At 64.0% G+C, this 20,947-nt stretch carries 19 protein-coding genes and 1 CRISPR repeat array (1 of these 20 only partly in view); of the genes, 7 read left to right on the top strand and 12 right to left on the bottom strand.

Going from position 1 to position 20,947, the window contains the following annotated elements; translation table 11 throughout:
- Positions 1–2,103: a CRISPR direct-repeat array (repeat unit 29 nt; unit sequence CGGTTCATCCCCACGGGCGTGGGGAACAC); it reaches 7,997 nt to the left of the window's first position.
- 90 nt (positions 2,104–2,193) lie between these two features.
- The 11 genes from cas2e to GPA25_RS11315 all read right to left on the bottom strand — a co-directional run bounded on the left by cas2e (position 2,194) and on the right by GPA25_RS11315 (position 12,592).
- Positions 2,194–2,490, bottom strand: coding sequence for a type I-E CRISPR-associated endoribonuclease Cas2e (cas2e, locus tag GPA25_RS11365; RefSeq protein ID WP_169260503.1), 297 nt, complete (start codon positions 2,488–2,490; stop codon positions 2,194–2,196).
- On the bottom strand, positions 2,471–3,397 hold the full coding sequence (gene cas1e, locus GPA25_RS11360; RefSeq protein WP_169260502.1) for a type I-E CRISPR-associated endonuclease Cas1e: 927 nt from the start codon (positions 3,395–3,397) through the stop codon (positions 2,471–2,473). The genes cas2e and cas1e overlap by 20 nt, the downstream gene beginning before the upstream one ends.
- 2 nt (positions 3,398–3,399) lie before the next feature.
- Positions 3,400–3,882 (bottom strand): PIN domain-containing protein, encoded by a 483-nt coding sequence (locus GPA25_RS11355; RefSeq protein WP_169260501.1) that lies wholly within the window; start codon positions 3,880–3,882, stop codon positions 3,400–3,402.
- On the bottom strand, positions 3,866–4,207 hold the full coding sequence (locus GPA25_RS11350; RefSeq protein ID WP_169260500.1) for a type II toxin-antitoxin system prevent-host-death family antitoxin: 342 nt from the start codon (positions 4,205–4,207) through the stop codon (positions 3,866–3,868). The genes GPA25_RS11355 and GPA25_RS11350 overlap by 17 nt, the downstream gene beginning before the upstream one ends.
- A gap of 28 nt (positions 4,208–4,235) precedes the next feature.
- Positions 4,236–4,886: a type I-E CRISPR-associated protein Cas6/Cse3/CasE gene (gene cas6e, locus GPA25_RS11345; protein ID WP_169260499.1), complete on the bottom strand. Its 651-nt coding sequence runs from the start codon at positions 4,884–4,886 to the stop codon at positions 4,236–4,238.
- A complete protein-coding gene (gene cas5e / locus GPA25_RS11340; protein WP_169260498.1) occupies positions 4,861–5,529 on the bottom strand; it encodes a type I-E CRISPR-associated protein Cas5/CasD in 669 nt (222 codons plus the stop codon). Before cas5e ends, cas6e begins: the two co-directional genes overlap by 26 nt.
- A gap of 2 nt (positions 5,530–5,531) precedes the next feature.
- Positions 5,532–6,689: a type I-E CRISPR-associated protein Cas7/Cse4/CasC gene (gene cas7e, locus GPA25_RS11335; RefSeq protein ID WP_169260497.1), complete on the bottom strand. Its 1,158-nt coding sequence runs from the start codon at positions 6,687–6,689 to the stop codon at positions 5,532–5,534.
- On the bottom strand, positions 6,686–7,207 hold the full coding sequence (gene casB, locus GPA25_RS11330) for a type I-E CRISPR-associated protein Cse2/CasB (RefSeq protein WP_169260496.1): 522 nt from the start codon (positions 7,205–7,207) through the stop codon (positions 6,686–6,688). The genes cas7e and casB overlap by 4 nt, the downstream gene beginning before the upstream one ends.
- The gene (casA, locus tag GPA25_RS11325) at positions 7,204–8,784 is read right to left on the bottom strand and encodes a type I-E CRISPR-associated protein Cse1/CasA (protein WP_169260495.1); all 1,581 of its coding nucleotides are present in this window, start codon (positions 8,782–8,784) and stop codon (positions 7,204–7,206) included. Before casA ends, casB begins: the two co-directional genes overlap by 4 nt.
- 13 nt (positions 8,785–8,797) lie before the next feature.
- The gene (cas3, locus tag GPA25_RS11320) at positions 8,798–11,461 is read right to left on the bottom strand and encodes a CRISPR-associated helicase Cas3' (protein ID WP_169260494.1); all 2,664 of its coding nucleotides are present in this window, start codon (positions 11,459–11,461) and stop codon (positions 8,798–8,800) included.
- 147 nt (positions 11,462–11,608) lie between these two features.
- Positions 11,609–12,592: a helix-turn-helix transcriptional regulator gene (locus tag GPA25_RS11315; protein WP_169260493.1), complete on the bottom strand. Its 984-nt coding sequence runs from the start codon at positions 12,590–12,592 to the stop codon at positions 11,609–11,611.
- Positions 12,593–12,848: 256 nt separating this feature from the next.
- Here GPA25_RS11315 and GPA25_RS11310 point away from each other — a divergent pair, with 256 nt between their 5' ends.
- Together GPA25_RS11310 and GPA25_RS11305 are read left to right on the top strand one after the other, a co-directional pair.
- The gene (locus GPA25_RS11310) at positions 12,849–13,808 is read left to right on the top strand and encodes a hypothetical protein (protein WP_169260492.1); all 960 of its coding nucleotides are present in this window, start codon (positions 12,849–12,851) and stop codon (positions 13,806–13,808) included.
- Between the two features lie 27 nt (positions 13,809–13,835).
- The gene (locus GPA25_RS11305; protein WP_169260491.1) at positions 13,836–15,359 is read left to right on the top strand and encodes an NAD(P)H-dependent oxidoreductase; all 1,524 of its coding nucleotides are present in this window, start codon (positions 13,836–13,838) and stop codon (positions 15,357–15,359) included.
- 48 nt (positions 15,360–15,407) lie between these two features.
- Here the strand turns inward: GPA25_RS11305 and GPA25_RS11300 are convergent, their stop codons facing one another.
- Positions 15,408–16,229, bottom strand: a complete 822-nt coding sequence (locus tag GPA25_RS11300; protein WP_169260490.1) for an IclR family transcriptional regulator — start codon at positions 16,227–16,229, stop codon at positions 15,408–15,410.
- A 143-nt stretch (positions 16,230–16,372) separates the two neighbouring features.
- On the opposite strand from GPA25_RS11300, the gene GPA25_RS11295 reads away from it, so the two are divergent.
- The 5 genes from GPA25_RS11295 (at position 16,373) to GPA25_RS11275 (ending at position 20,926) form a co-directional block, all read left to right on the top strand.
- Complete coding sequence (locus GPA25_RS11295; RefSeq protein ID WP_169260489.1) at positions 16,373–17,335, top strand: MBL fold metallo-hydrolase; 963 nt, start codon at positions 16,373–16,375, stop codon at positions 17,333–17,335.
- 97 nt (positions 17,336–17,432) lie between these two features.
- Positions 17,433–19,100, top strand: coding sequence for an FAD-dependent monooxygenase (locus tag GPA25_RS11290; protein ID WP_169260488.1), 1,668 nt, complete (start codon positions 17,433–17,435; stop codon positions 19,098–19,100).
- An 11-nt stretch (positions 19,101–19,111) separates the two neighbouring features.
- Positions 19,112–19,336 (top strand): DUF2783 domain-containing protein, encoded by a 225-nt coding sequence (locus GPA25_RS11285; protein ID WP_169260487.1) that lies wholly within the window; start codon positions 19,112–19,114, stop codon positions 19,334–19,336.
- A gap of 25 nt (positions 19,337–19,361) precedes the next feature.
- Positions 19,362–19,913 (top strand): VOC family protein, encoded by a 552-nt coding sequence (locus tag GPA25_RS11280; protein ID WP_169260486.1) that lies wholly within the window; start codon positions 19,362–19,364, stop codon positions 19,911–19,913.
- Entirely contained in the window at positions 19,910–20,926 is a 1,017-nt protein-coding gene (locus tag GPA25_RS11275; protein ID WP_169260485.1) for a fumarylacetoacetate hydrolase family protein, read from the top strand. Before GPA25_RS11280 ends, GPA25_RS11275 begins: the two co-directional genes overlap by 4 nt.
- Positions 20,927–20,947: the final 21 nt, after the last annotated feature.

Here is a 20,947-nt window from a genome sequence, read left to right as displayed (position 1 = left end):
CGGTTCATCCCCACGGGCGTGGGGAACACCGGCAGGCCGAGCTCGCCGCGATGATCGCCACCGGTTCATCCCCACGGGCGTGGGGAACACCTGCTTTTGCGCCTTCCCGGTGACCACGCCGGCGGTTCATCCCCACGGGCGTGGGGAACACAACGGCGCGTGTGTATCGGTTGCCGGATCAGCCGGTTCATCCCCACGGGCGTGGGGAACACACGGGTACGGGTTGAAAGACGGATGGGTGATCCGGTTCATCCCCACGGGCGTGGGGAACACCGGTTCGCCTCGCCAACCATGCCGTCTAGCTTCGGTTCATCCCCACGGGCGTGGGGAACACGAGGTGGTCGTAGTCCTCGGGCGTCGCGCGACCGGTTCATCCCCACGGGCGTGGGGAACACGAAGAACGGCCCGAACGCTGGCCGCAAGATGACGGTTCATCCCCACGGGCGTGGGGAACACATCTGCGCGTCGGGGCTGGCCCGGTCGGCGTGCGGTTCATCCCCACGGGCGTGGGGAACACCGGTGATTCGGTAGCGGATGGGGTCTCGCTCGCGGTTCATCCCCACGGGCGTGGGGAACACGGGTGCCCCGATCAGGTCGGCCAGTTTCCTCGCGGTTCATCCCCACGGGCGTGGGGAACACAACTGCCAGACGATCGAGCGCACGCCGAACTGCGGTTCATCCCCACGGGCGTGGGGAACACCCGCCCGGAATACAGCGTGCCCATGACGATTACGGTTCATCCCCACGGGCGTGGGGAACACGCGCCACATGATTAGCTGACGCGCGACGCAACCGGTTCATCCCCACGGGCGTGGGGAACACGACGCACCGCGCCGACTTGAGCGGTCGTCGCGCGGTTCATCCCCACGGGCGTGGGGAACACGGTGGCGCTCTATGCGGCCTTGGCCTTGGGGCAGGTTCATCCCCACGGGCGTGGGGAACACCTAGCCACCCTCGACATGACGCACCGCGCCGACGGTTCATCCCCACGGGCGTGGGGAACACCTACCCAGCATCTACGAGGAGGTGACGAGCCGCGGTTCATCCCCACGGGCGTGGGGAACACGTGCTCGCACCGGACGGCAACAGCATCGGCCGCGGTTCATCCCCACGGGCGTGGGGAACACTCATGTCCGCGTGTTTCATGCTGCCGCCTTCGCGGTTCATCCCCACGGGCGTGGGGAACACTTGCGCACACGAGCGCGCCAGCCAGATGCGATCGGTTCATCCCCACGGGCGTGGGGAACACCGTGGGTGAAGAAAGTCATGTGGAGCAAACGGCGGTTCATCCCCACGGGCGTGGGGAACACTCAGTAGACGTCCAGAGGTTCGAGGGTCTCGACGGTTCATCCCCACGGGCGTGGGGAACACTCCCACGCGGTGAGCCGATACCAGCAACCGCCCGGTTCATCCCCACGGGCGTGGGGAACACCGGCGAGAGCGCTTGACGTGCATGGAACTGGACGGTTCATCCCCACGGGCGTGGGGAACACAACTGTTTCGTATTCGGGATCAGTGGTGAGTGCGGTTCATCCCCACGGGCGTGGGGAACACCCGGTGCATTGCCGCAATGTGCGCGTGATTCGCGGTTCATCCCCACGGGCGTGGGGAACACCCCACGAGCGCACCGCCACTCGCCGGGAAAGCCGGTTCATCCCCACGGGCGTGGGGAACACTTCAGCGCATCGATGAGGGCCATTTCCTCGACCGGTTCATCCCCACGGGCGTGGGGAACACATATTCACCGGCGGGGTTTACGAGCGCATGGGCGGTTCATCCCCACGGGCGTGGGGAACACGGTGAACCCGTCGTCCATGCCGCTGGAAATATCGGTTCATCCCCACGGGCGTGGGGAACACAATGTTGTCGTTGTGGGCGTGGTCGCAAACGACGGTTCATCCCCACGGGCGTGGGGAACACTTCAAGTGGGTTCGTCGCGCAATGTAATGCGGCGGTTCATCCCCACGGGCGTGGGGAACACGACGGATATTGCGGGTGCTGCGGTGCCGATCGCGGTTCATCCCCACGGGCGTGGGGAACACGTATCTGCAAACAACGGGGGTGTCATGTACAGCGGTTCATCCCCACGGGCGTGGGGAACACACTTCTTCCATCTCCATGAATGTTCATGGAAATTTTGAGCAAATGAATTCTACCGACGAATTTGCATTCCGAATGAATTTGTTCTGGTTGTTAAAGATCGGTGCTGCCAATTTCCGGATGAAAGCTTACCAGTCGTACTCCGTCCCAATCGGCGGGCAGACGACGGTTAGCGCCGAGCGTCTGGAATTCGAAGCCGGCCTCGTTGTTTGTGTGCCATGCCATCACGGCGTTACCGTCTTCGATGCCGTCTTCCACTTGCGCCCAGATATGTTCGCGCACCTTGCGCGAGTAGTTGCCCACGTAGACTCCGGCGCGAATCTCGAGCAGCCACACGGCCATGCGGCCGCGCAGGCGCGGCGGGGCGTTTTCAAGCACGATGACCAGCATCGCCGAGATTCTCCGGGTTGGGGATGGCGGGGGCAACGGCGTTTTCGGGTGGATCGGGGCGCGGGATTTCTCCGGCGGCGAGGATTTCCTCGATGTCCGGGATGATGCGTTCGAGGAGTTTCGTCTGGCGGAAAATGTCGCGACAGGCGAGGCGCACGGCACGTTCCGGGTTCGGAGTCTCGCTCGCGGCCACTTTGAAGGCGGCCGGCACCACAGTTTCAAACTTGTAGATATCGGCCACGTCGTAGACGAACGACAACGGTTTGCCGGTGTGGATGAATCCCACCGCCGGCGCGTAGCCGGCCGCGAGCACAGCGGCTTCGGTCACGCCATACAGCGCCGCCGTGGCTGACGACAGGCAGCGGTTGGGCAGGTCCGAGACATCCCAGTTTTCCGGGTTGTAGTCGCGCCCCGACCATTTCACGCCGAACTTCTGTGCCAGCAACTGATAGGTGCGCCGCACCCGGGCGCCTTCGATGCCGCGCAACTGTTCCACGCTGCGCCGCGCAGGTGGCTCCTCGCCGAAGCGCAGTGCATACATCTTGCGCACGACCTTCAGCCGCAACGCCTCGTCCAGAGCCAGCTTAGCCTGATAGAGCAGCCGGTCTGCCCGCGCACCGCCCGGCTGGCCGGACGAGTAGAGCCGAACGCCCGCTTCGCCGACCCATACGAGCAGCGTCCCCACCCGTGCGGCCAGTGCCGCGGCGCGATGGGAAACCCGCGTGCCCGGTTCCAGCATGATGCAGGCGACCCCGCCCACCGGAATATGCGTAAGGACCGGGCGCACCCGGAAGCCCTGCCCGTCGACGACGACAAATGCGCCATCCACGACGTCGATTTCGCCCTTTTCGACGAATACGATCGACATCCTTTCCTTGATGGGAATGGGCTTGAGGGGCGGTAGCATGCTCAGATTTCTCCAGCACGGCGAAGCGCTTCGAGCACCATATCCGCCGGTATCCGATAACCATACGTGGCCAGTGCATCGAAAAGCGGCGCGAGCGCATCGACGTTGCCGGCCTGTCGCGCGGCGAGAAGCACACCAACGGTGCCGACTACCGGGATCCCCAACTGCCGGGCGACCCGGCGTCCTTTACGTTCGTCGACGAGTGCCGGGCAGGCGCGTTCCTGCGCCAGAACCAACGCCGCCGCTTCGCCCCGGTCGAGCAGATGGTCACCGGCGAACTGGTCGACGCCTGTCACCGCAACGCACGCGAACAAGCCGGACTCTTGAGCGGCGCGGATTGCCTGAGCGCCGGGGCGATGCGGATGTACGGTGCATTCGGCGAACACCGCGTCGGGCACCAGTACTTCGTCGAAATGGGTTCGCAGCAATCGGAGCAGATCCAGTCTCGCCAGCGCGATCAGCGGTCCGCTATCGGCGACGACCATGACGTGCAATCACTTCGAGCTCGTCGTCCAGTTCGTCCGGAGTCTGCTGAACTACTGCCACGCCCGCCGCGCCGGTGCGTTCGATCATCTCCTCGATCGCGAGTCCGGCCAGCTTCGCCGCCTGGCCCAGCGTGAGCGTGCCATCTTCGAACAGCTTGATCGCCAGCGACGTCCGCACCCCGCTTTCCAGCAGGGCATCGTCGAAGGGCACCGCGACGAAGACCGGATTGCCGTGCTTCGTGACGATCGACAATTTTCCGGCTTCGGCACCGCGGATCAGCTCCCCGGTGCGCTCGCGCAGGTCGCGGACGGTGAAGGTTTCCATGATCGGCTCCGGCATCGTGATTGTGCTATCAAATGATAGAACAATTCTGGTCGCGCACGGGGGCAAGGGACAGCATTCCAAGTCCCATTGCTTTTCCGTGGCCGATGCCGTTCACCAGGGCATGTCCCAATCGTTGTGGGTCGTCCGCCCGCAGCAGGCCATCGACCTGTACTACCTGCAGTGTGATGCGTTGCTTTGCGCGGCCCCTGCGATAGCTGACGCGCTCGCTGCGGCCGACGTGGGCATTCAGCAGTTTGAAACCATGCATGTGTCCCTGGCGCACGAGCCAAGCCAGCTGTTCGTCTTCGTGCAGCAGACCGTAGCGCTTGCCTGCGCGGGTGACGGTGGGATTGCAGACTATCCGGAACACATAGTTGCATCCTGCCCGTAGCAGTTGCTCGAGGACCACCTGTTTGTCGGGATTCACGGTGTTGGCATAGCCCGGCAACTCCCGCAGGGACTGCCAGCGACCGGCGGTAGCGGATTGCAGCAGCACGATGGCGCCGTCGTCCGGCAGTCTGTTTCCGCCTTGCTCTAGGCGCCAGAGGAAGCGTGCCGGCGGGAGGTCCGGAGTTTCGGAAAAAACTCGGCTGAGGGTGCGGTGCATCTCGTAGGCATTGGCCAGATCACGCCGGGCCTGCGGGTGGTTGGGGTCAAGCACCAGTTTGGACAGGTACATCCAGCACCTCTGAAAGAACGAAACGGGGACCGAAGCGTCGCTCGGCGAAGGAGGACAGCGGCTGGTCCATCTTCATCAAGCCGGTACTGTCAGCTGACTCGATGGAGAGCACCCACGGGGCGCGCCCCTGGTGGGGACGGGCGGTGGCGATGGGCGGCCAGCTGCTCAGTGCCTCTCGCAGATCCATGTCCACCAAGGCATCGGGCAGCCACACTGGCTCGGATGGGACATAGGACTTGCGCCCCAGAGCCAGCGGCCATACTGGATCGCCCAGCGCTGCATGAATGCGGGCAAGCAAGTCGCGGTCCGCGCCGTACAGGCCAACCAGAAACGCCGCGTCGGCGAGGTAGTGGCGCGTGGTTACGGCGGTATCGTGAATCTTTGATCCATCCGCCGAAATCACCTGTTGGGCGGTCTGGTAATCGCGCTTCGGTATGCCCGGACGGTCGTGGCGCACGCCCATGCGCAGGCGGCACAGGGGCTCCAGGTCGGCCCAGTTTTCTCTGTCGATGCCAAGCGCGGCGGCCACCAGACCAAGCACGCCGGATTTGCTGGGCTCCTTGCCGGTGTCCCGTTCATCGAAGCGGCTGGTGGTGCCCCAGGATTGCATGGGACCCACTAGACGCAGCAAGAGGGTTGCCATGGTTAGCTCCGCTGCACTTCGGTCATTGCAGCGTCCAGCAGCGCCGCGAGCGACGAGACTGGCTGGGAACCATCACCGATCTCGGCCCCGGTGAGGTCAAGGACGAAAGCAGCTAATTCTCCGCCATAAGCAGCCTGCAACGCCCTGGCCTTGTTCAGCAGGGCATTGGCGGAACTGCGCGTCAGGTTGTCGCGGGCTCGGATGGCCGTCTCGAAAGCGTTGGCGAGATTTCGTGGCGCACTGTTGCGACGCACCGTCACCAGCACGAATTCCGGCGGGTTATGGGCGGCAAAGGTGTTTTGCTTGCCGGTGGGCTCAGCCACAACGAAGCCTTCAAGGAAAGCACGCAACCCTTTGGCCGCCAGTTCGGTGTCGTTTTGCAGATTCTCACCGAGTTTGTTCCAGTCCACCAGTGCATAGCGGTAGAAGCAGGCGGAGTTGAACTCCACCGTGCCCATCATGTCGGCTCCAGCGGTGTCTTCGGGTTTGAGATCGTCTACCGCGGTATAGAAGTCGAATTCCCGCTCCACCGCGTGGGTGGACAGGGCGTGAGCGACCTGGCAAGCGGCGTTCTGGTTCTTTTCAGGCATGTCGGCGAGCATGCGGCCGAAAAGCGCCACATCCAGCGCCTTTCCTCCATTGAAGACCTTGTTTAGCGCCTTGCGGATTTCGGGGTCTATACCCTGAGCAGCTTGTTTCTTGGCCTTGCCAGGCTTCTTGCCCTCAGCGGGCGGTGTTTCCGAGGGCACCAAGAGGTCCCACTTTTCGTGGATCACCTCGGCGACACCATTAATTTCCCGCTGGCCAAGAAACAGCAGGTACTCAGTCTTGTCCTCCTCCTTGACCGTAAGCTCGATGGCGCTCAAGGCAATTTTGGCCTTCTCCTTAGCAACAGCGGGATCACGTCCTTTGCTGACTAGCTGCGTGCCAAGGGCTTCCAATACCCGCTTGCTGCGCTTGGCAAGATCGTCGGCAGTGAGGATGCCTTGTGCCACCTGATCGGCGAAGAATTGGCGTACCGCACGCTTGGAACACTGGCTCGATACCCGCGCCCGCCGCGTACCACCAAACAGGGCGTCCTTGGGGGCTCCGGTGTCGTCCCGGTTAAGGTTGGAGGGGGCGAAGTTCTGCAGAGCGTGGATTTCGACGATGGTCTTCATGCGGGTTCCTCTTCGGTCTCGGTGTTCGCGGGCAGATCGGTGTCTTGATGGAGCATGCGGTAGAACTGGCGTGCCCACAGGTGCTGGGTGCGCTTTTCCGGGGACTGCCAGCGCAGCAGGTCGGTGAGCAGGGCGTCGAAGTCGATGGTTTGCTCCTTCAGCAGGGCGAGCATCTGGCGAAGGCGATGGGGGAGTTGATCGGCGTCCGCGTCGAGCAGGGCGATGAAGCGACGCTCGGTGCTGACCGACTTGGTGGCCAACTGGTGCAGCGCAGCGGCCGTGCCGATGGGTTGGGCGCTACCGCTTCGTCCCGCCTTCCAGTGAGCCGCCCACAATGCCGCGACCAGGTAGTACGTCTGCCGGTGCCAGGACGTGGTGTCCTCCTTCAGAAAGGGTTCGACATAGGGATAGGCGGCAGGGAAGGCGCCGGGGGCGAAGGACAAGCTGCGGCGCAGGACAGCCCGTACCCTGGTATCCCGTTCGTTCAGGCTTTCCAGCCATTCGAGGTAAGCACTCATGCGGGTTCCTTCTGAGGTTCAAGTTTCGATATTTCTTGTTTGAGTCGTCCGATCTGGCGCAACACCGGTACCTCGGCTCGGGCCAGGGCACGGATGGCCCAAGCATCGCTGCCGGCAATGCTCGCCGCGTAGCCGCGCCAGGCGGCGCTCATTGCTGCGAGCACATGGCGCAGCCACAGCAAACGGATGTCTTCGGGATCGCGGGCCTCGGTGTATTCGCCGAGGATCTCGTGAAAGCGGGGTTCGAGGCTGGACCAGTAGCGGTCGATGACAGGCATCTGACGCAGGAAGCCATTCACGTCCTTGGTCGCAGGTTCGCGCTCGCCTCGGCTCAATACATTCCGTGCGAAGGATTTGCAGGCGGCCCCAAGGGCGGTTTGTGCCCCCTCCGCCGCGACCAGTAGCTCGCGCACATCCGCTCGCACATCACGATCACCCACCAACGCCGGCGGCAAGGTGAAGCGTTCCATGCGCCAGTACTCGATCTTCGCTTTGTCGTTGGATTGACCGACAACCATTACTGTGACAGGAAAGCGCGCCGGAAAAGCTCTGCTCAGGACAACGGCGTGGGTCATGACCAGTGGCGCATTGTTCGACGCGTCCGGCAGCAGGGAATCAAAGTCGCGCCAAAATCCGCGTTCGCGAAAGATTACCGGCAAGCGCCCATGCTTTTCATCGACGCGGTAGCACAGCATTGGATCGGACTGCTGCTCGGCGAGCGGGTTGATGCCGGATGCGAAGGCGAGCCGTGTCACGGAGAAGTCAGCCTCAGCTTGGAGGCGAACTGCGCGAATTTGCCAAGTGTAGCGATCCGCATAACCGCTGATGGCGCGCTCGGGGCCGCTCCTGAGAGTGTTCGCGGATTCCGGCTCCCGCTCCCACAGGGGGATGTCACCAACCAATACGCAACGATTCTGTGGTACCAATTGATACATGAGAGTGTCGGTTAGGCTGAGGCCCAGCGGCAGTGCCATGACAGCTGTGGCAGACGGAGCTGTACCTGTGTGAGATAACTCGCTCTTGCCGCAGCTAACCGAGAAGGTTTGAGTGGCCAGCAGCCAGCGCGCAGCATGCGCGGGGGAGATAGCACCGGCTTGGTTTACATCTACATGGTCAAAAAGCACCTTGGCATTGTCAGCATTGTGCTCAGCGGCCAATACTGTCCATGCACGCCAGTTTCGTGGCGTAAAGTCGGGAACCTGCGCAAAAGGGTAGCGCTTGTCGAACAGCCAGAAGCGGTCATGCCAGCGTTGCAGATACGCTTCGATCTTCTCTTGCGGCCAGCCCTGTTTGAACCACGTTTTTGCCTGCAGCGCATCCGTTGGTCCTTCGAGGGCCCGATACAGCACCGCCAGCAGGAAGCGATGCAGTGCAGCAACTACCAAGGGCGAGGCGTCTTGGATTTCCGCAATCTGCCCGGCCCTCAGTAGCGTTTCACGGATGCCCAGTTCCGCGCTGTCGCCGTTCAGATAGCGGACGGGAATCCAGGCTTCATCGACCAGATTGAAGTGTGGCGAGGTTGCCGGCCCGTCGGAGGGCGGGGCGGATTGCGGTAGTGGAGCGGTGTTGTCGTTCATCGAACCTCCGAGTTCAGTTCAGGCTTTCATACACGAGCCCCAGCGCCCGATCGAGCCGTACCGCGGGATCGGTAAGCCAGGCACCGAATGCGTCCAGGCACAAGGGGAAATGGTTGCGTAGTAGCGGCGACTGCTGCCACGGTTCCGGAATGCCCTGAGCCTTGAGCTGCCGCACCACGCCATTGCGGCCAATGCGCAGGCCCCGCAAGGACCAGCTGTGAGCCTGTATGGGCGTGGGGACGACTCGGGTGTCAAATTCATCGCCGGGCCACAGGGGGATGACGGTCAAGGATTCATCTCCCACGCGGGTCTCCGCGGCCAAGGTGCGATGTACGAAGGGATTGTCGTCGTCGTACAGGACGTAGCGTGCCGGGTCGTCCCACGAACCGTCGTCAGGCAGGCCGATGATGGCCATATGCGCCTGCTGCGTCTTGGCGATGCCGGTACCGTCGGATTCGGCAAGCGCTTTGTCCATCCGTTCTAGGATTGTCTCGGGCAGCACGACCTCTTCTTCGTACACGGAGCGAACCAAGGGATCAATGTCGTCCGGCAGGGTGATGTGCTGCCGCCCGTTTTTGCGCAGTAGGAACCAGGTGCTCAGCAGGATGGATTCTGCATAGACCGCGCTCCACCACAGGGGCTGACTAAAGCTCCCCGGTGCGTCTCCGGCCAGCCCGGCGATCAGCAGCACGGGCTGTGGCACGGGGCGCTGCGGCTGACGGTGGCGCCACAGCCGACCGGCTCTTTGCAGTAGCAGGTCGATGGGAGCGAGGTCGGTGGCGATGATGTCGAAGTCAAGGTCCAGACTCTGCTCTGCTACTTGAGTAGCGATCAGGATTTTGCGCCCGCTGCGCGATTCGCTCTGCTCACCGCTCGATTTGCCGAAGAGGTTTAGCACCCGCTGTTCGCGTACTTGACGCTGGCTGGCAGGGAAGCGGGCGTGGAACAGATAGAGTTCAGTGCCGTCGTCCAGCCGTTTGCCCACCTGTTCGCCGTTCCATTCCAGTGGCGTGCCGGCGGGATAGAGACCATAGAGTTCCTGCGCACGCTGCACGGTGTTGAGCAGCGCCAGCCCCATGCCGCCCTCGGCCAAGTGTTGCCCCAGCCCGGTCTGCATATCGTCGAGCCCTGTGCCGATGGGCTCGATCTCTAGCGTCAGTCGCCGCGTTGGATCAGCGGTGAAGTGGGTTTGTCGGACTCCATCTCCGGCGAAGGTGCTCAACCGTGGATAAGGCGCCTCCACGTCTGGCAAGACCGCTCCCACCACTTCAGCGAGCTTGCGGCGGATTGCCGGCGGCAAGGTGGCCGACAGCAGCACTACCGACGAACCCAGTGCGTGCAGCCAGCGCACGAGATGGATGAGCAAGGTACCGGTATAGGCGTCATAGGCGTGGATTTCGTCGAACACCACCACTCGGTTGGCCAAGCCCCAGAGGCGCACGAAATGATGCCGCACCGGCAGGATGGTCAGCAGGGCCTGGTCGACGGTACCGACACCGTATTCGGAGAGGAGCGCGCGTTTTTTGTAGGTGAACCACTCACTGGCCCGTACCCGGGCGGTATCCGCCTGTTCGCTGTCATACACCGGCGCCAGGCGCAGTTGCTGGTATGTGTTGTTGAGTTGGGCGCCACCATGCAGCAGTTGCAGGTCCAGCACATGGTCGTTCCCGTGGCCCTGCAGGAACGCCAGTGTGCGGGCGAACATGGCATTGCCGGTGGCCTGGGTGGGCAATGCGATGTAGAGACCCCGATGACCAAAGCGGCGCTGCAATTCCAGGTGTGCAAATAAGGCCGCTTCGGTCTTGCCCTCCCCCATGGGCGCCTCGACGAGCAGGACGGTCGGTGCGGCGAGGGTGCCAAGGGTCTCGGCGACAGTCTGCTGCAATGGGCGGGGAGAAAAACCGAAGACTGTATTGAAAGTGCGGAAGGCCGATGCGAGCGGGGTGCGCGGCTGCCAGCCGATGGCGTCCAGCGCCTGTTCGGCGTTGATACGGCGGGCGCCGAACCACTTGTCCGGCTCATCCGTTGCCACCTGATCCGCGAAACCAAACCAGTCGGTGTTGGAGCCGATCCAGTCGGCAAAGCTGGTGAGCCCCGCCAGCAGCATGAAGTCTGGACCGGAGAGAGATTCTGCGCCGGGCGCCTCGGTCGGCTGGAAGACCAGCTGCAGCGTGTTCAACAACTCTGCACGGGCATCCTCCCAGTCTGCACCGCCGAGGGCGCGGCGGCCATCGTAGCCGTGCTCCAGCCGCTCTAGTGCGGAGGATGATGCCCGACTGCCGTGATGACAGCCCACTGCATCTGCCGCCAACCTGGCCAGTTCCTCCGACCAGCCCTGATCCCGCAACCAATGGGTGAGCACGACTTGGCTAACGAAAGCGTGGTTGACCTCGGTGTTGGGGTTGCGGCCAACATCAAGACCCGAGAGGTTCTTCCATTTGCACTGGAACCCCGGGCAGGCCTTGCCGAGATCGTGGGCGGCAATTAGAAGCAGGAGCCAGGGTTGCGCCGCATCCCAGGACATTCCGAGCGCGTGGGCGTATCGTTGGCGGGTTTCGCGCGGCTCCCGATGCAGAATTGCCTGTGCAACGGCGGCCACGTCCAGGCAATGCAGCAGGAGGGGATGCCATTGGCCATCCGCCGCAGTCTTGGCCCAGATCGGGCGAGCAGTGGTCATCTTGCATTTCCTTCGAGCTGGGAAGCATTCCGGATCGGATTCCAATTCTGCGGGCTAGCCAGGAGCATAGGTTTGTTCGTTTCCTGCACCGTGATGAATCGATTTAGCCATTCTCCGAAGTGCCGGGCTCACCAGGTGAGCTACTCGTTATTTTCTTGCATCATATCTCTTCATCATCTCCGATACTTCCTCCCTCAGCACCCGCCGCAACCCCTCCGGCCCCAGCACCTCGCAATGCGTCCCGTGCTTCAGGATATCCATCATCAATTCCCGGTGATCGGCATACGGCACTTCCAGCACGTAGCTGCCGTCCGCGTCGAAGGCGCTTTTCTGCTTCGGGTGCCAATGCTCGGTCGCGACCCACCTTGCGCGTTCGGGGCTGAAGCGTAGCTTCGCCCACTGCAGCGTGGTGCCGCCGAAGATGCCGTAGCCGGGGCCGAGGACGGTGTCGAGGGTTTGGCTGGGAACGTCCTTGGCGGGGTGTTCGAGGAGTTCAACCTTGCGGATGCTGTCGACGGCGAAGTTGCGCAGGGCGCCGCGCAGGTGGCACCAGGCGTCGAGGTACCAGTTCTCGCGGTAATGGACGAGGCGCTGCGGAGAAATTTCGCGTTCGCTTTCCTCGTCCCGCCCGCGGGCGTAGTAGCGGATCGCGAGGCGTTTGCGTCGCAGCAGCGCGGAGCCGATGTTCTCGAAGTGCGCGAGTTTCATGCTGCGCTTGCCGATGCCGACGATGAGGACGCGGCGGCGGATTTCGTCGGCGGTGTCTGCGGCGGTGCCGAGCAGGGCGTTGAGGCGCGCGATCAGCGGCTGCACGTGCGGCGCGAGGATGCCGCCGGGGTCGAGGTTGGCGAGCAGGTGCTGCATGGTGAGGAGCGCGTGGATCTCCTTGTCGGAGAACCACAGGCCGGGCAGTTCGTATTGGGCGCCGATGCTTTCGCACTTGTCGAAGCGGTAGCCACCGGTGTCGCGGCACCAGGTGATCGGGGCGTTGAGGCGGTTGCGCAGGTATTCGAGGTCGCGCTTGAGGGTGGCGGGGGAGACTTCGAGGGCGTCGAGCAGTTCGCGGCGGCTGACGACGCGGCGCTCGCTGATGAGCTGGTCGATGCGGTAGAGCCGTTCGGTGCGGTTCATGCGGCCTCCGTGGCAGGGCCGCACGATCATACCGAGCGCATCTTTGAATGACAAAGAACTTGTCGCGAATCGAAACTGCCGGCTGGACGCATTGCGGTGATGGTCGTTTCTGTGCGGCATCGCACAGATGCGCGGCGCGCACCACGCGCAAGCTCGCAGCAGCGTATTTGCTTGACGACGTCAGTCACGCCAACCCCGAACCACACCTCGGTTTCGATCAACGGCAGGGCCAATGATGCAAGGGCACAAGAACAAGATGCTTCCGCGCCTGATCTGCCTGTTGGCCATCACGGCCAGCGGCTGCCAGAGCGCAGGTCCGGTTGCGCACGCGCCGAATCCCGTGGCCCCCCCGCGCACTGCGTGCCAGAAGGCGGATTCGATGTGGCACGACAGGATTATTCCGTCCCGCTACGACCAACTGCCGCCGCTGACCACCCCGGGGATTTTCGATGTACTGAAGCTGCTAACGACCCGTTTTTCGGTCAAGGCATTGACGGTGGAGGGGGATGAACTGGAAGAGGGCCGCCGCAAGCTGATTCATGCTTTCGGCGCGGAGGCGCGCTTGCGCCTGGTGATCAGCCCCGGGGCGGCAGGCGGCTATACCGGCATTTTCCAGAGCGGCGCGGAATGTGTGATCGGGCGTTTTTCTCTGGCCAGCAAGCCGGCGATCGACACCTCGATCCCGGCGCTGGCCCTGAAGGTCTTCATCGGCGGCGATCGGCCCTCGCTCAATCTGCATCTGATGCATTCGATTGACGACCAGGCCGGCCACAACTTCTTTGCCCGGACTTTCAGCAACATCCTGCCCCCTGCCAATGCCTTCGCGAAGCGCCTGCTGGCCAGCGCATTCGAACGCAGCGCCGTGCAGTTTGGCGCCAGCGACCCCGACCCGGGCCGGCTGACGCTGGAACACCTCGCCGGAACGCTGCCGGACGGCGCGCGTGTCGCCGCCCCCAAAACGCCGTACCAGCTGCTCGTGAAGCCCACCGCGTCGTCCCGCGCGCTAATGCAGGACGCCGATGCCGAGGACGACTTCCGCCTCAAGCTGGCCGGGCTGCCGGTCGGGCAAGCGGTGTACGAGCTCTATACGCTGGCCGAGGGCGATCCGGCGGAGCGCGCCAGGCTTCTGGGCGAACTGGTTCTGGCTGCGCCGGTCGTCTCCTCGCACTACGGCGATGAAAAGCTCTACTTCCAGCACAACATGGCCAGGAAATGACCTGGCGGCGCGCCGAGAGGGCGGTTTATGAACGTACTCATCATTCTCGGGCATCCGCGCACCGATAGCCTTTGCGGGGCACTGGCGAACGCCTACGGCAAAGGCGCCAGTGAAGCAGGCGTCGAGGTACGCCAACTGGATCTGGCGACGCTGGATTTCGACCCCCAGGTTCGCACCGTCTCTCCCAATCAACAGACCTTTGAAGACGATATCCTCAAAGCCCGCGAACTGATCCTTTGGGCCGAGCATCTGGTGTTCGTCTATCCCACCTGGTGGGGAACCATGCCGGCGCTGCTCAAGGGATTTCTGGACCGTGTACTGACGCCGGATTTCGCGTTCACGACCTGCGAAGGTGGAACCGGATATCAGGGGCTGCTCGACGGGCGATCCGCACAACTGATTACCACCATGGATACGCCGCCCCTGGTCCACCGTCTTGTGTACCGACAACCGGGCAGGAATGCGATGGCGCGGGCGACGCTGGGTTTCTGCGGCATCCGCCCCGTGCGTGCGCTGGTCTGCGGCCCGGTCAAGGACTCCAGCCTGCACCAGCGGCAGCAATGGCTGGAACAAGCCCGTCGTCAGGGGCGATGCCTGGAACGGGGCCGGATCACTCCGGGGGAACAGCTTCGGCACAAGGCCGGCGCCTGGCTCAAAGGCATGCGGCTGCAGTTCTATCCCATGACCTGGTTGGCCTACACCGCGGGCGCCCTGGCCGCTTCTCCCGTCGACGGCGTATTCGGCAATCCGCTGTTCTGGCTCGGCTATCTCTGCCTGTTCCTGGTGGAGGTCGCCACCGTACTGATCAACGAAGTCGTGGATTTCGAGAGCGACCGGAACAACCGCTTCTTCAGTACATTCACCGGCGGCTCCCGGGTACTGGTGGAAGGCTTGCTCAGTCCGATCGAGCTCAGAGTCGGCATCGCGGTGGCGCTGGCGGCATCCCTTCCGGCCGCGGTGCTGCTCCTGTTCATGACACCGGCAAATCCGTCAGCGGTTGCACTGGTGATGGGCACGATGGCGATTCTGGCCATGGGCTACACCGCGCCTCCACTCAAACTCTGCTATCGCGGGCTGGGCGAACTGGATGTGGCGGTCACCCATAGTATCGGCGTGATCCTGTGCGGTTACGTGCTTCTGGGAGGTGCCTGGAACGACTCGCTGCCATGGCTGCTGAGCGTGCCTCTTCTGCTGGCGATCCTGCCGTCGATCACCCTTTCCGGCATCCCGGATCTGGAAGCGGATGCCGCGGCTTCCAAACGCACCCTGGTGGTCCGTCTGGGGCAACGCGGCGCATTGATGCTGGCGCTCAGCCTCACGGTGCTGGCGGCCGGCGCGGCACTGATATGGCAGGTCATGAATCTGGCGGATGGCGCCTTTGCGGGCATCGCTTATGTAGTCATCCCCCACGCGGCCCTGCTGACGTGGCTGTTGCACAAGCGCATTGAAGCGGGAAGTCCACCCGGCCGTATCGACGGGCTGATGGTGGCGTCACTGACCTATGTGTTGTGGTTCGGGCTCATCCCGCTGTTCAGGCTGGCGGGATGGTAGGACCGGTGACACGCGTTGCTGCCCGCGGAAAGAGAGCGCCTGCCGTCCTTAAGTCCCGGTATTCCCCAGGCGTGCCGAAATCGCTTCGGCGCAGGCGCGCAGCTTCTTCGCCAGCGGGCCGTCCCACGCGGGGTCGAAGCTGCCGGCGGGGCCCATCGCGGTAATCGCCAGCGCAAGGTGGCCGTTGTGGTCGAAGACGGGGGCACAGAAGGCGTTGATGCCGGGGATCGGCTTGCCGGCAGCGCGGGCGAGGCGCTGGCGGCGGACCTCGTCGAGCTCGGCTTCGAGTTGCGGCTTCGACAGCCGCAACGCCGGCGGCGCGGTGGCGAGCTGGGCGAGTTCGTCGTCGAGCATGGCAGCGGTCATGCGTGCCGGAAGAAACGCCGCGAAGACGCGGCCGGTGGCGGAGTTGAGCAGGTTCATCACCGTGCCGACGCGCATGTTCACATGCACCTGGCGGCTGCATTCCTCGATGCTGACGATGGTCGGCCCCTGGTTGCCCCATACCGCGACGGCGACGTTTTGCTGGATCTCGTCCGAGAGCTTCGCCGCTTCCGGCGTGGCGACGCGCAGCGGGTTGAGGCCGTGCAGCGCCGACAGGCCCATCTGCAGCGAGAAGGCACCGAGGCCGTAGCGGCCGGTGAGGGGATCCTGTTCGATCAGGCCGAGCTTGCCGAAGCTCACGAGGTAGGGGTGGGCCTTGGCGGGCGGCATGCCGGCGTCGCGCGCGAGATCCTTGAGGATCATCGGGGCACCGTGGCGCACCAGCGCCTGCAGCAGGGTGCCGCCGACTTCGATCGACTGGATGCCGCGGCGGTCGCCGACGCGTTCGGCGTTGCGCTCCGCACTGTGCTCGTTGTTCAAGGTCATATCTCCCGTAGGGCGCGAATCTTAGCAGGTACGGTTCGGCGTGCATTTTGCGCGTTGAATTCAACCATAGCAAATCGATTGACGATTAACAAATCGTCGGCTACGATGATTTGCATCCACCGCGCTTCAGCAAGGAGTCATCCATGAACACCAAGGTTTTCGCGTCGCAGGCCGATCTGGAAGTAAAACAGATCAGCTTCGACAAGCTGTCCGAGCATGCGTATGCCTATACCGCCGAGGGCGATCCCAACACCGGCATCATCGTCGGCGACGACGCGGTGATGATCATCGACGCGACCGCGACGCCGGTGATGGCGCAGGGCGTGGTCGCGAAGGTGCGCGAGATCACCGACAAGCCGATCAAGTACGTGGTGCTGACGCATTACCACGCGGTGCGCGTGCTCGGCGCGTCCGGTTACAAGGACGAAGGCCTCGAGCAGATCATCGCCAGTCGCGACACCTACGACCTGATCGTCGAGCGCGGCCAGCAGGACATGGAATCCGAGATCGGCCGCTTTCCGCGCCTGTTCGACGCGGTCGAGAGCGTGCCGGGGCTGACCTGGCCGACGATCACCTTCCACGGCGAGATGAGCCTGTGGCTGGGCAAGCTCGAAGTGAAGATCATGCAGTGCGGCCGCGGCCATACGAAGGGCGACACCGTGGTGTGGCTGCCGCAGGACGGCGTGCTGTTCTCGGGCGATCTGGTCGAGTTCGACGCGGCCTGCTACACCGGCGACGCGTATCTGGCCGACTGGCCGGCAACGCTCGACCGGCTGGTGCAGTTCGGCGCCGCCAAGCTGGTGCCCGGTCGCGGTCCGGCCTTGACGACGCCCGAGCGGGTGGAGGAGGGGCTCGCGTACACCAAGGCCTTCGTGTCGACCTTGTACCGCAGCGCGCAGGAGGCGGTCGCGCAGGGCATGGACCTGAAGGCGACGATGGCGCACACGCGCAAGCACATGGATCCGCATTTCGGCCAGGTGTTCATCTACGAGCATTGCCTGCCGTTCGACGTGACGCGCGCGCACGATGAGGCGTCCGGCATCCGCGATCCGCGCATCTGGACCGCCGAGCGCGACCAGCAGATGTGGCACGCCTTGCAGGAGTAAACGCCGTACCCCCCCCGATTCCGCAGCGATGAAACGCCGGTGACACGCTCCCAAGAAGGCGGCGCCGGCGCATGACAGGTACACAGGAGGAGACACCGTGCTGAGCACGTACAAGTATCCGAAGTTCGAATACCGGCGTCCGCCGGAGCTGGCAGAGCAGCGCGACGGGCGCTATCCGGTGGTGATCGTCGGCGCCGGTCCGGTCGGGGTCGCGGCGGCGATCGACCTGGCGATCCAGGGCACGCCGGTGGTGCTGCTGGACAACGACGACACCGTCAGCATCGGCTCGCGCGGCGTGTGCTATGCGAAGCGCGCGCTGGAGATCATGGACCGCCTGGGCTGCGCCGAGGAGATGGTGCAGAAGGGCGTGTCGTGGAACGTCGGGCGTACCTTCTTCCGCGAGCAGGAGGTGTTCAACTTCAATCTGTGTCCGGAGCCCGACCACCATCGTCCGGGGATGATCAACCTCCAGCAGTACTACCTGGAGGAATACCTCGTGCGCCGCGGGCAGTCGCTGCCCAACATCGACCTGCGCTGGAAGAACAACGTGATCGCCGTGACCGATCACGGCGACCGCGTCAGCCTGCGCGTCGAAACGCCCGACGGCGCCTATTCGCTGGATACCGACTGGCTGATCGTCGCGGATGGCGCGCGCAGCCCGATCCGCCACATGATGGGGCTGGACATCGAAGGCAAGATATTCATGGACCGCTTCCTGATCGCCGACGTGGTGATGAAGGCGGACTACCCGACCGAGCGCTGGTTCTGGTTCGACCCGCCCTTCCACCCGAACCAGTCGGTGCTGCTGCACCGCCAGGCCGACAACGTCTGGCGCATCGACTTCCAGCTTGGCTGGAACGTCGATCCGGAAGAGGAGAAGAAGCCTGAGAAGGTGATTCCGCGTATCAAGGCGATGCTCGGCGACGAGCGCGAATTCGAGCTCGAATGGGTCAGCGTCTACACCTTCCAGTGCCGCCGCATGCACGAATTCCGCCACGGCCGGCTGCTGTTCACCGGCGACGCCGCGCACCAGGTGTCGCCCTTCGGCGCGCGCGGCGCGAACTCCGGCATCCAGGACACCGACAACCTGGTGTGGAAGCTGAAACTGGTGATGGACGGCAAGGCGCCGGCGACCCTGCTCGATACCTATTCGGAAGAGCGCGTGGCGGCCGCCGACGAGAACCTGATGAACTCGACGCGCTCGACCGACTTCATCACACCCAAGAGCGCCACCAGCAAGACTTTCCGCAACGCCGTGCTGGGGCTCGCGAAGGACTACCCGTTCGCCCGCGCGCTGGTCAATTCGGGACGCCTGTCGGTGCCGAGTTTCCTGACCGAATCGCGGCTGAACACGCCGGACAGCGAGGTCTTTGCCGGCAACATGGTGCCCGGCGCGCCGATGGACGACGCGCCGGTCGAGACCGCGAGTGGCGAGAACTGGCTGCTGCAGGTCGCCGGCAACCGCTTTCAGTTGCTGTACTGCATGTCGGACGCCGTCGACATCGACGCAGCCACCGCTGCCGCGTTCGCCGCGCTGGCCGATGCGCCGGTCCCGGTCGAAGTCATCGTCATTGCGGAGCGCGGTCGCGCGCCGGGCGGCCTGAAAACCCTGATCGACAGCCGCGGACGCATCCGCGAACGCTACGATCTGAAACCCGGCACGACCTACCTGATGCGGCCCGACCAGCATGTCGCCGCGCGCTGGCGCGCGTTCGACGCCGCCCGCGTGCGCGCCGCACTCGCCCGCGCCACCTGCAACGCCTGAAGGAGCGAAAGATGAGCCTCAATACCGATTCGAACTTCTTCACGCCCGGCAAACGCTATTTCCGCGCCTTCAGCCCCGGTGACGACTTCTACGAGGCGCTGATCGACATGCACCGCGACCTCTCCGACGAGCAGAGCGCGATGGTCAATGCGCGCCTGATCCTGTTGCTCGCGAACCACATCGGCGACATCTCGGTGCTGCGCGAGGCGATGCAGATTGCCCGCGAAGGCGCCTGATGTGCTGCGTTTCCAGGAGAATTCCATGCTGATCAAGAAGATCCACCACGTCGCGTACCGCTGCAGGGACGCGAAGGAAACCGTCGACTGGTACGAGAAACACCTCGGCATGCAGCTGATCCTCGCGATCGCCGAAGACGAGGTGCCGTCGACCAAGGCGCCCGACCCCTACATGCACATCTTTCTCGACGCCGGCGGCGGCAACGTGCTGGCGTTCTTCGAGCTGCCGACGCGGCCGCCGATGGACCGCGACCACAACACGCCGGACTGGGTGCAGCACTTCGCGATGGAGGTCGGCTCGATGGACGAGCTGCTGACGACCAAGGCCAGGCTGGAGGCTGCGGGCATCGACGTCGTCGGCCCGACCGACCACACCATCTTCAAGTCGATCTACTTCTTCGACCCCAACGGCCACCGCCTTGAACTCGCGGTGAATACCGGCACGCCGGAAATGCTGCAGAGGCTCGACGCGGTCAAGCGGGACATGATCGAGGAATGGTCGCGCACCAAGAAGGCGCCGATGCACGCGCGCTGGATGCACGATGGCAGCATGAGCGGGGGAGGGGGCGCGCAATGAAGCTCGCGACATTGAAGCAGGGCGGCCGCGACGGCACGCTGGTCGTGGTCAGCCGCGACCTCACCCGTTGCCAGAGCGTCGGCGGCATCGCCAGGACGCTGCAGGCCGCGCTCGACGACTGGGACAAGGTCTCCGCCGAGCTGGAGCTGGTCTATGACATGCTCAACCACGGGCACGCCAGGCACGCGATCGCGTTCGATCCGGCGCTCTGCCATTCGCCGCTGCCGCGGGCCTACCAGTGGGCCGACGGTTCGGCCTACATCAACCACGTCGAGCTGGTGCGCAAGGCGCGCGGCGCCGAGTTGCCGGAATCCTTCCACACCGACCCGCTGATGTACCAGGGCGGCTCGGACAGCTTCATTGGCCCGCGTGACGCGATCATCGCCGCCAGCGAGGACTGGGGCATCGACTTCGAAGCCGAGGTCGCAGTGGTGACGGACGACGTGCGCATGGGGGCCTCGGCCGACGAATGCGCGCAGCGGATCCGCCTGTTGATGCTGGTGAACGACGTGTCCTTGCGCAACCTGATTCCCAATGAACTGGCGAAGGGCTTCGGCTTCTTCCAGTCGAAACCCGCCTCGGCCTTCTCGCCGGTGGCGGTCACGCCGGACGAACTGGGCATGGGCTGGCACGACGGCCGCGTGCATCTGCCGCTGCGCGTGACGCTCAACGGCCAGCCCTTCGGCTGTCCCAATGCCGGCGTGGACATGACGTTCAACTTCCCGCAGCTGATCGCGCATGTCGCGAAGACGCGCGAACTCGAAGCCGGCTCGATCATCGGCTCGGGCACCGTGTCGAACAAGCAAGGCGGGCTGTACGGGTCGAGCATTGCCAACGGTGGCGTGGGCTACTGCTGCCTCGCGGAAGTGCGCACCTACGAGACCATTGAAGGGGGCAAGCCGCAGACGCCATTCATGCGTTTCGGCGACCGCGTGCGCATCGAGATGCTCAGCGAGCGCGGTGAAGACATTTTCGGTGCCATCGAGCAGCAGGTGGCGCCGCTCGAACGCTGAGCGGCACGTAGAACAGGAGCC

Source organism: Aromatoleum diolicum (assembly GCF_012910955.1).
In the GTDB taxonomy this organism is placed as follows: domain Bacteria; phylum Pseudomonadota; class Gammaproteobacteria; order Burkholderiales; family Rhodocyclaceae; genus Aromatoleum; species Aromatoleum diolicum.
Note: the sequence above shows the minus strand (reverse complement) of the source record. Positions and strands in the feature narration are given on the sequence as shown.

Coding starts and splice junctions, on each gene's coding strand:
- cas6e (WP_169260499.1), bottom strand. CDS start 4,886: ATGTACCTGTCCAAACTGGTGCTTGACCCCAACCACCCGCAGGCCCGG.
- GPA25_RS11275 (WP_169260485.1), top strand. CDS start 19,910: ATGAAGCTCGCGACATTGAAGCAGGGCGGCCGCGACGGCACGCTGGTC.
- GPA25_RS11280 (WP_169260486.1), top strand. CDS start 19,362: ATGCTGATCAAGAAGATCCACCACGTCGCGTACCGCTGCAGGGACGCG.
- GPA25_RS11315 (WP_169260493.1), bottom strand. CDS start 12,592: ATGAACCGCACCGAACGGCTCTACCGCATCGACCAGCTCATCAGCGAG.
- GPA25_RS11285 (WP_169260487.1), top strand. CDS start 19,112: ATGAGCCTCAATACCGATTCGAACTTCTTCACGCCCGGCAAACGCTAT.
- cas2e (WP_169260503.1), bottom strand. CDS start 2,490: ATGCTGGTCATCGTGCTTGAAAACGCCCCGCCGCGCCTGCGCGGCCGC.
- cas5e (WP_169260498.1), bottom strand. CDS start 5,529: ATGGCAACCCTCTTGCTGCGTCTAGTGGGTCCCATGCAATCCTGGGGC.
- casA (WP_169260495.1), bottom strand. CDS start 8,784: ATGAACGACAACACCGCTCCACTACCGCAATCCGCCCCGCCCTCCGAC.
- GPA25_RS11350 (WP_169260500.1), bottom strand. CDS start 4,207: ATGGAAACCTTCACCGTCCGCGACCTGCGCGAGCGCACCGGGGAGCTG.
- GPA25_RS11305 (WP_169260491.1), top strand. CDS start 13,836: ATGAACGTACTCATCATTCTCGGGCATCCGCGCACCGATAGCCTTTGC.
- GPA25_RS11295 (WP_169260489.1), top strand. CDS start 16,373: ATGAACACCAAGGTTTTCGCGTCGCAGGCCGATCTGGAAGTAAAACAG.
- GPA25_RS11355 (WP_169260501.1), bottom strand. CDS start 3,882: ATGGTCGTCGCCGATAGCGGACCGCTGATCGCGCTGGCGAGACTGGAT.
- cas1e (WP_169260502.1), bottom strand. CDS start 3,397: ATGCTACCGCCCCTCAAGCCCATTCCCATCAAGGAAAGGATGTCGATC.
- GPA25_RS11310 (WP_169260492.1), top strand. CDS start 12,849: ATGCTTCCGCGCCTGATCTGCCTGTTGGCCATCACGGCCAGCGGCTGC.
- GPA25_RS11300 (WP_169260490.1), bottom strand. CDS start 16,229: ATGACCTTGAACAACGAGCACAGTGCGGAGCGCAACGCCGAACGCGTC.
- casB (WP_169260496.1), bottom strand. CDS start 7,207: ATGAGTGCTTACCTCGAATGGCTGGAAAGCCTGAACGAACGGGATACC.
- cas3 (WP_169260494.1), bottom strand. CDS start 11,461: ATGACCACTGCTCGCCCGATCTGGGCCAAGACTGCGGCGGATGGCCAA.
- cas7e (WP_169260497.1), bottom strand. CDS start 6,689: ATGAAGACCATCGTCGAAATCCACGCTCTGCAGAACTTCGCCCCCTCC.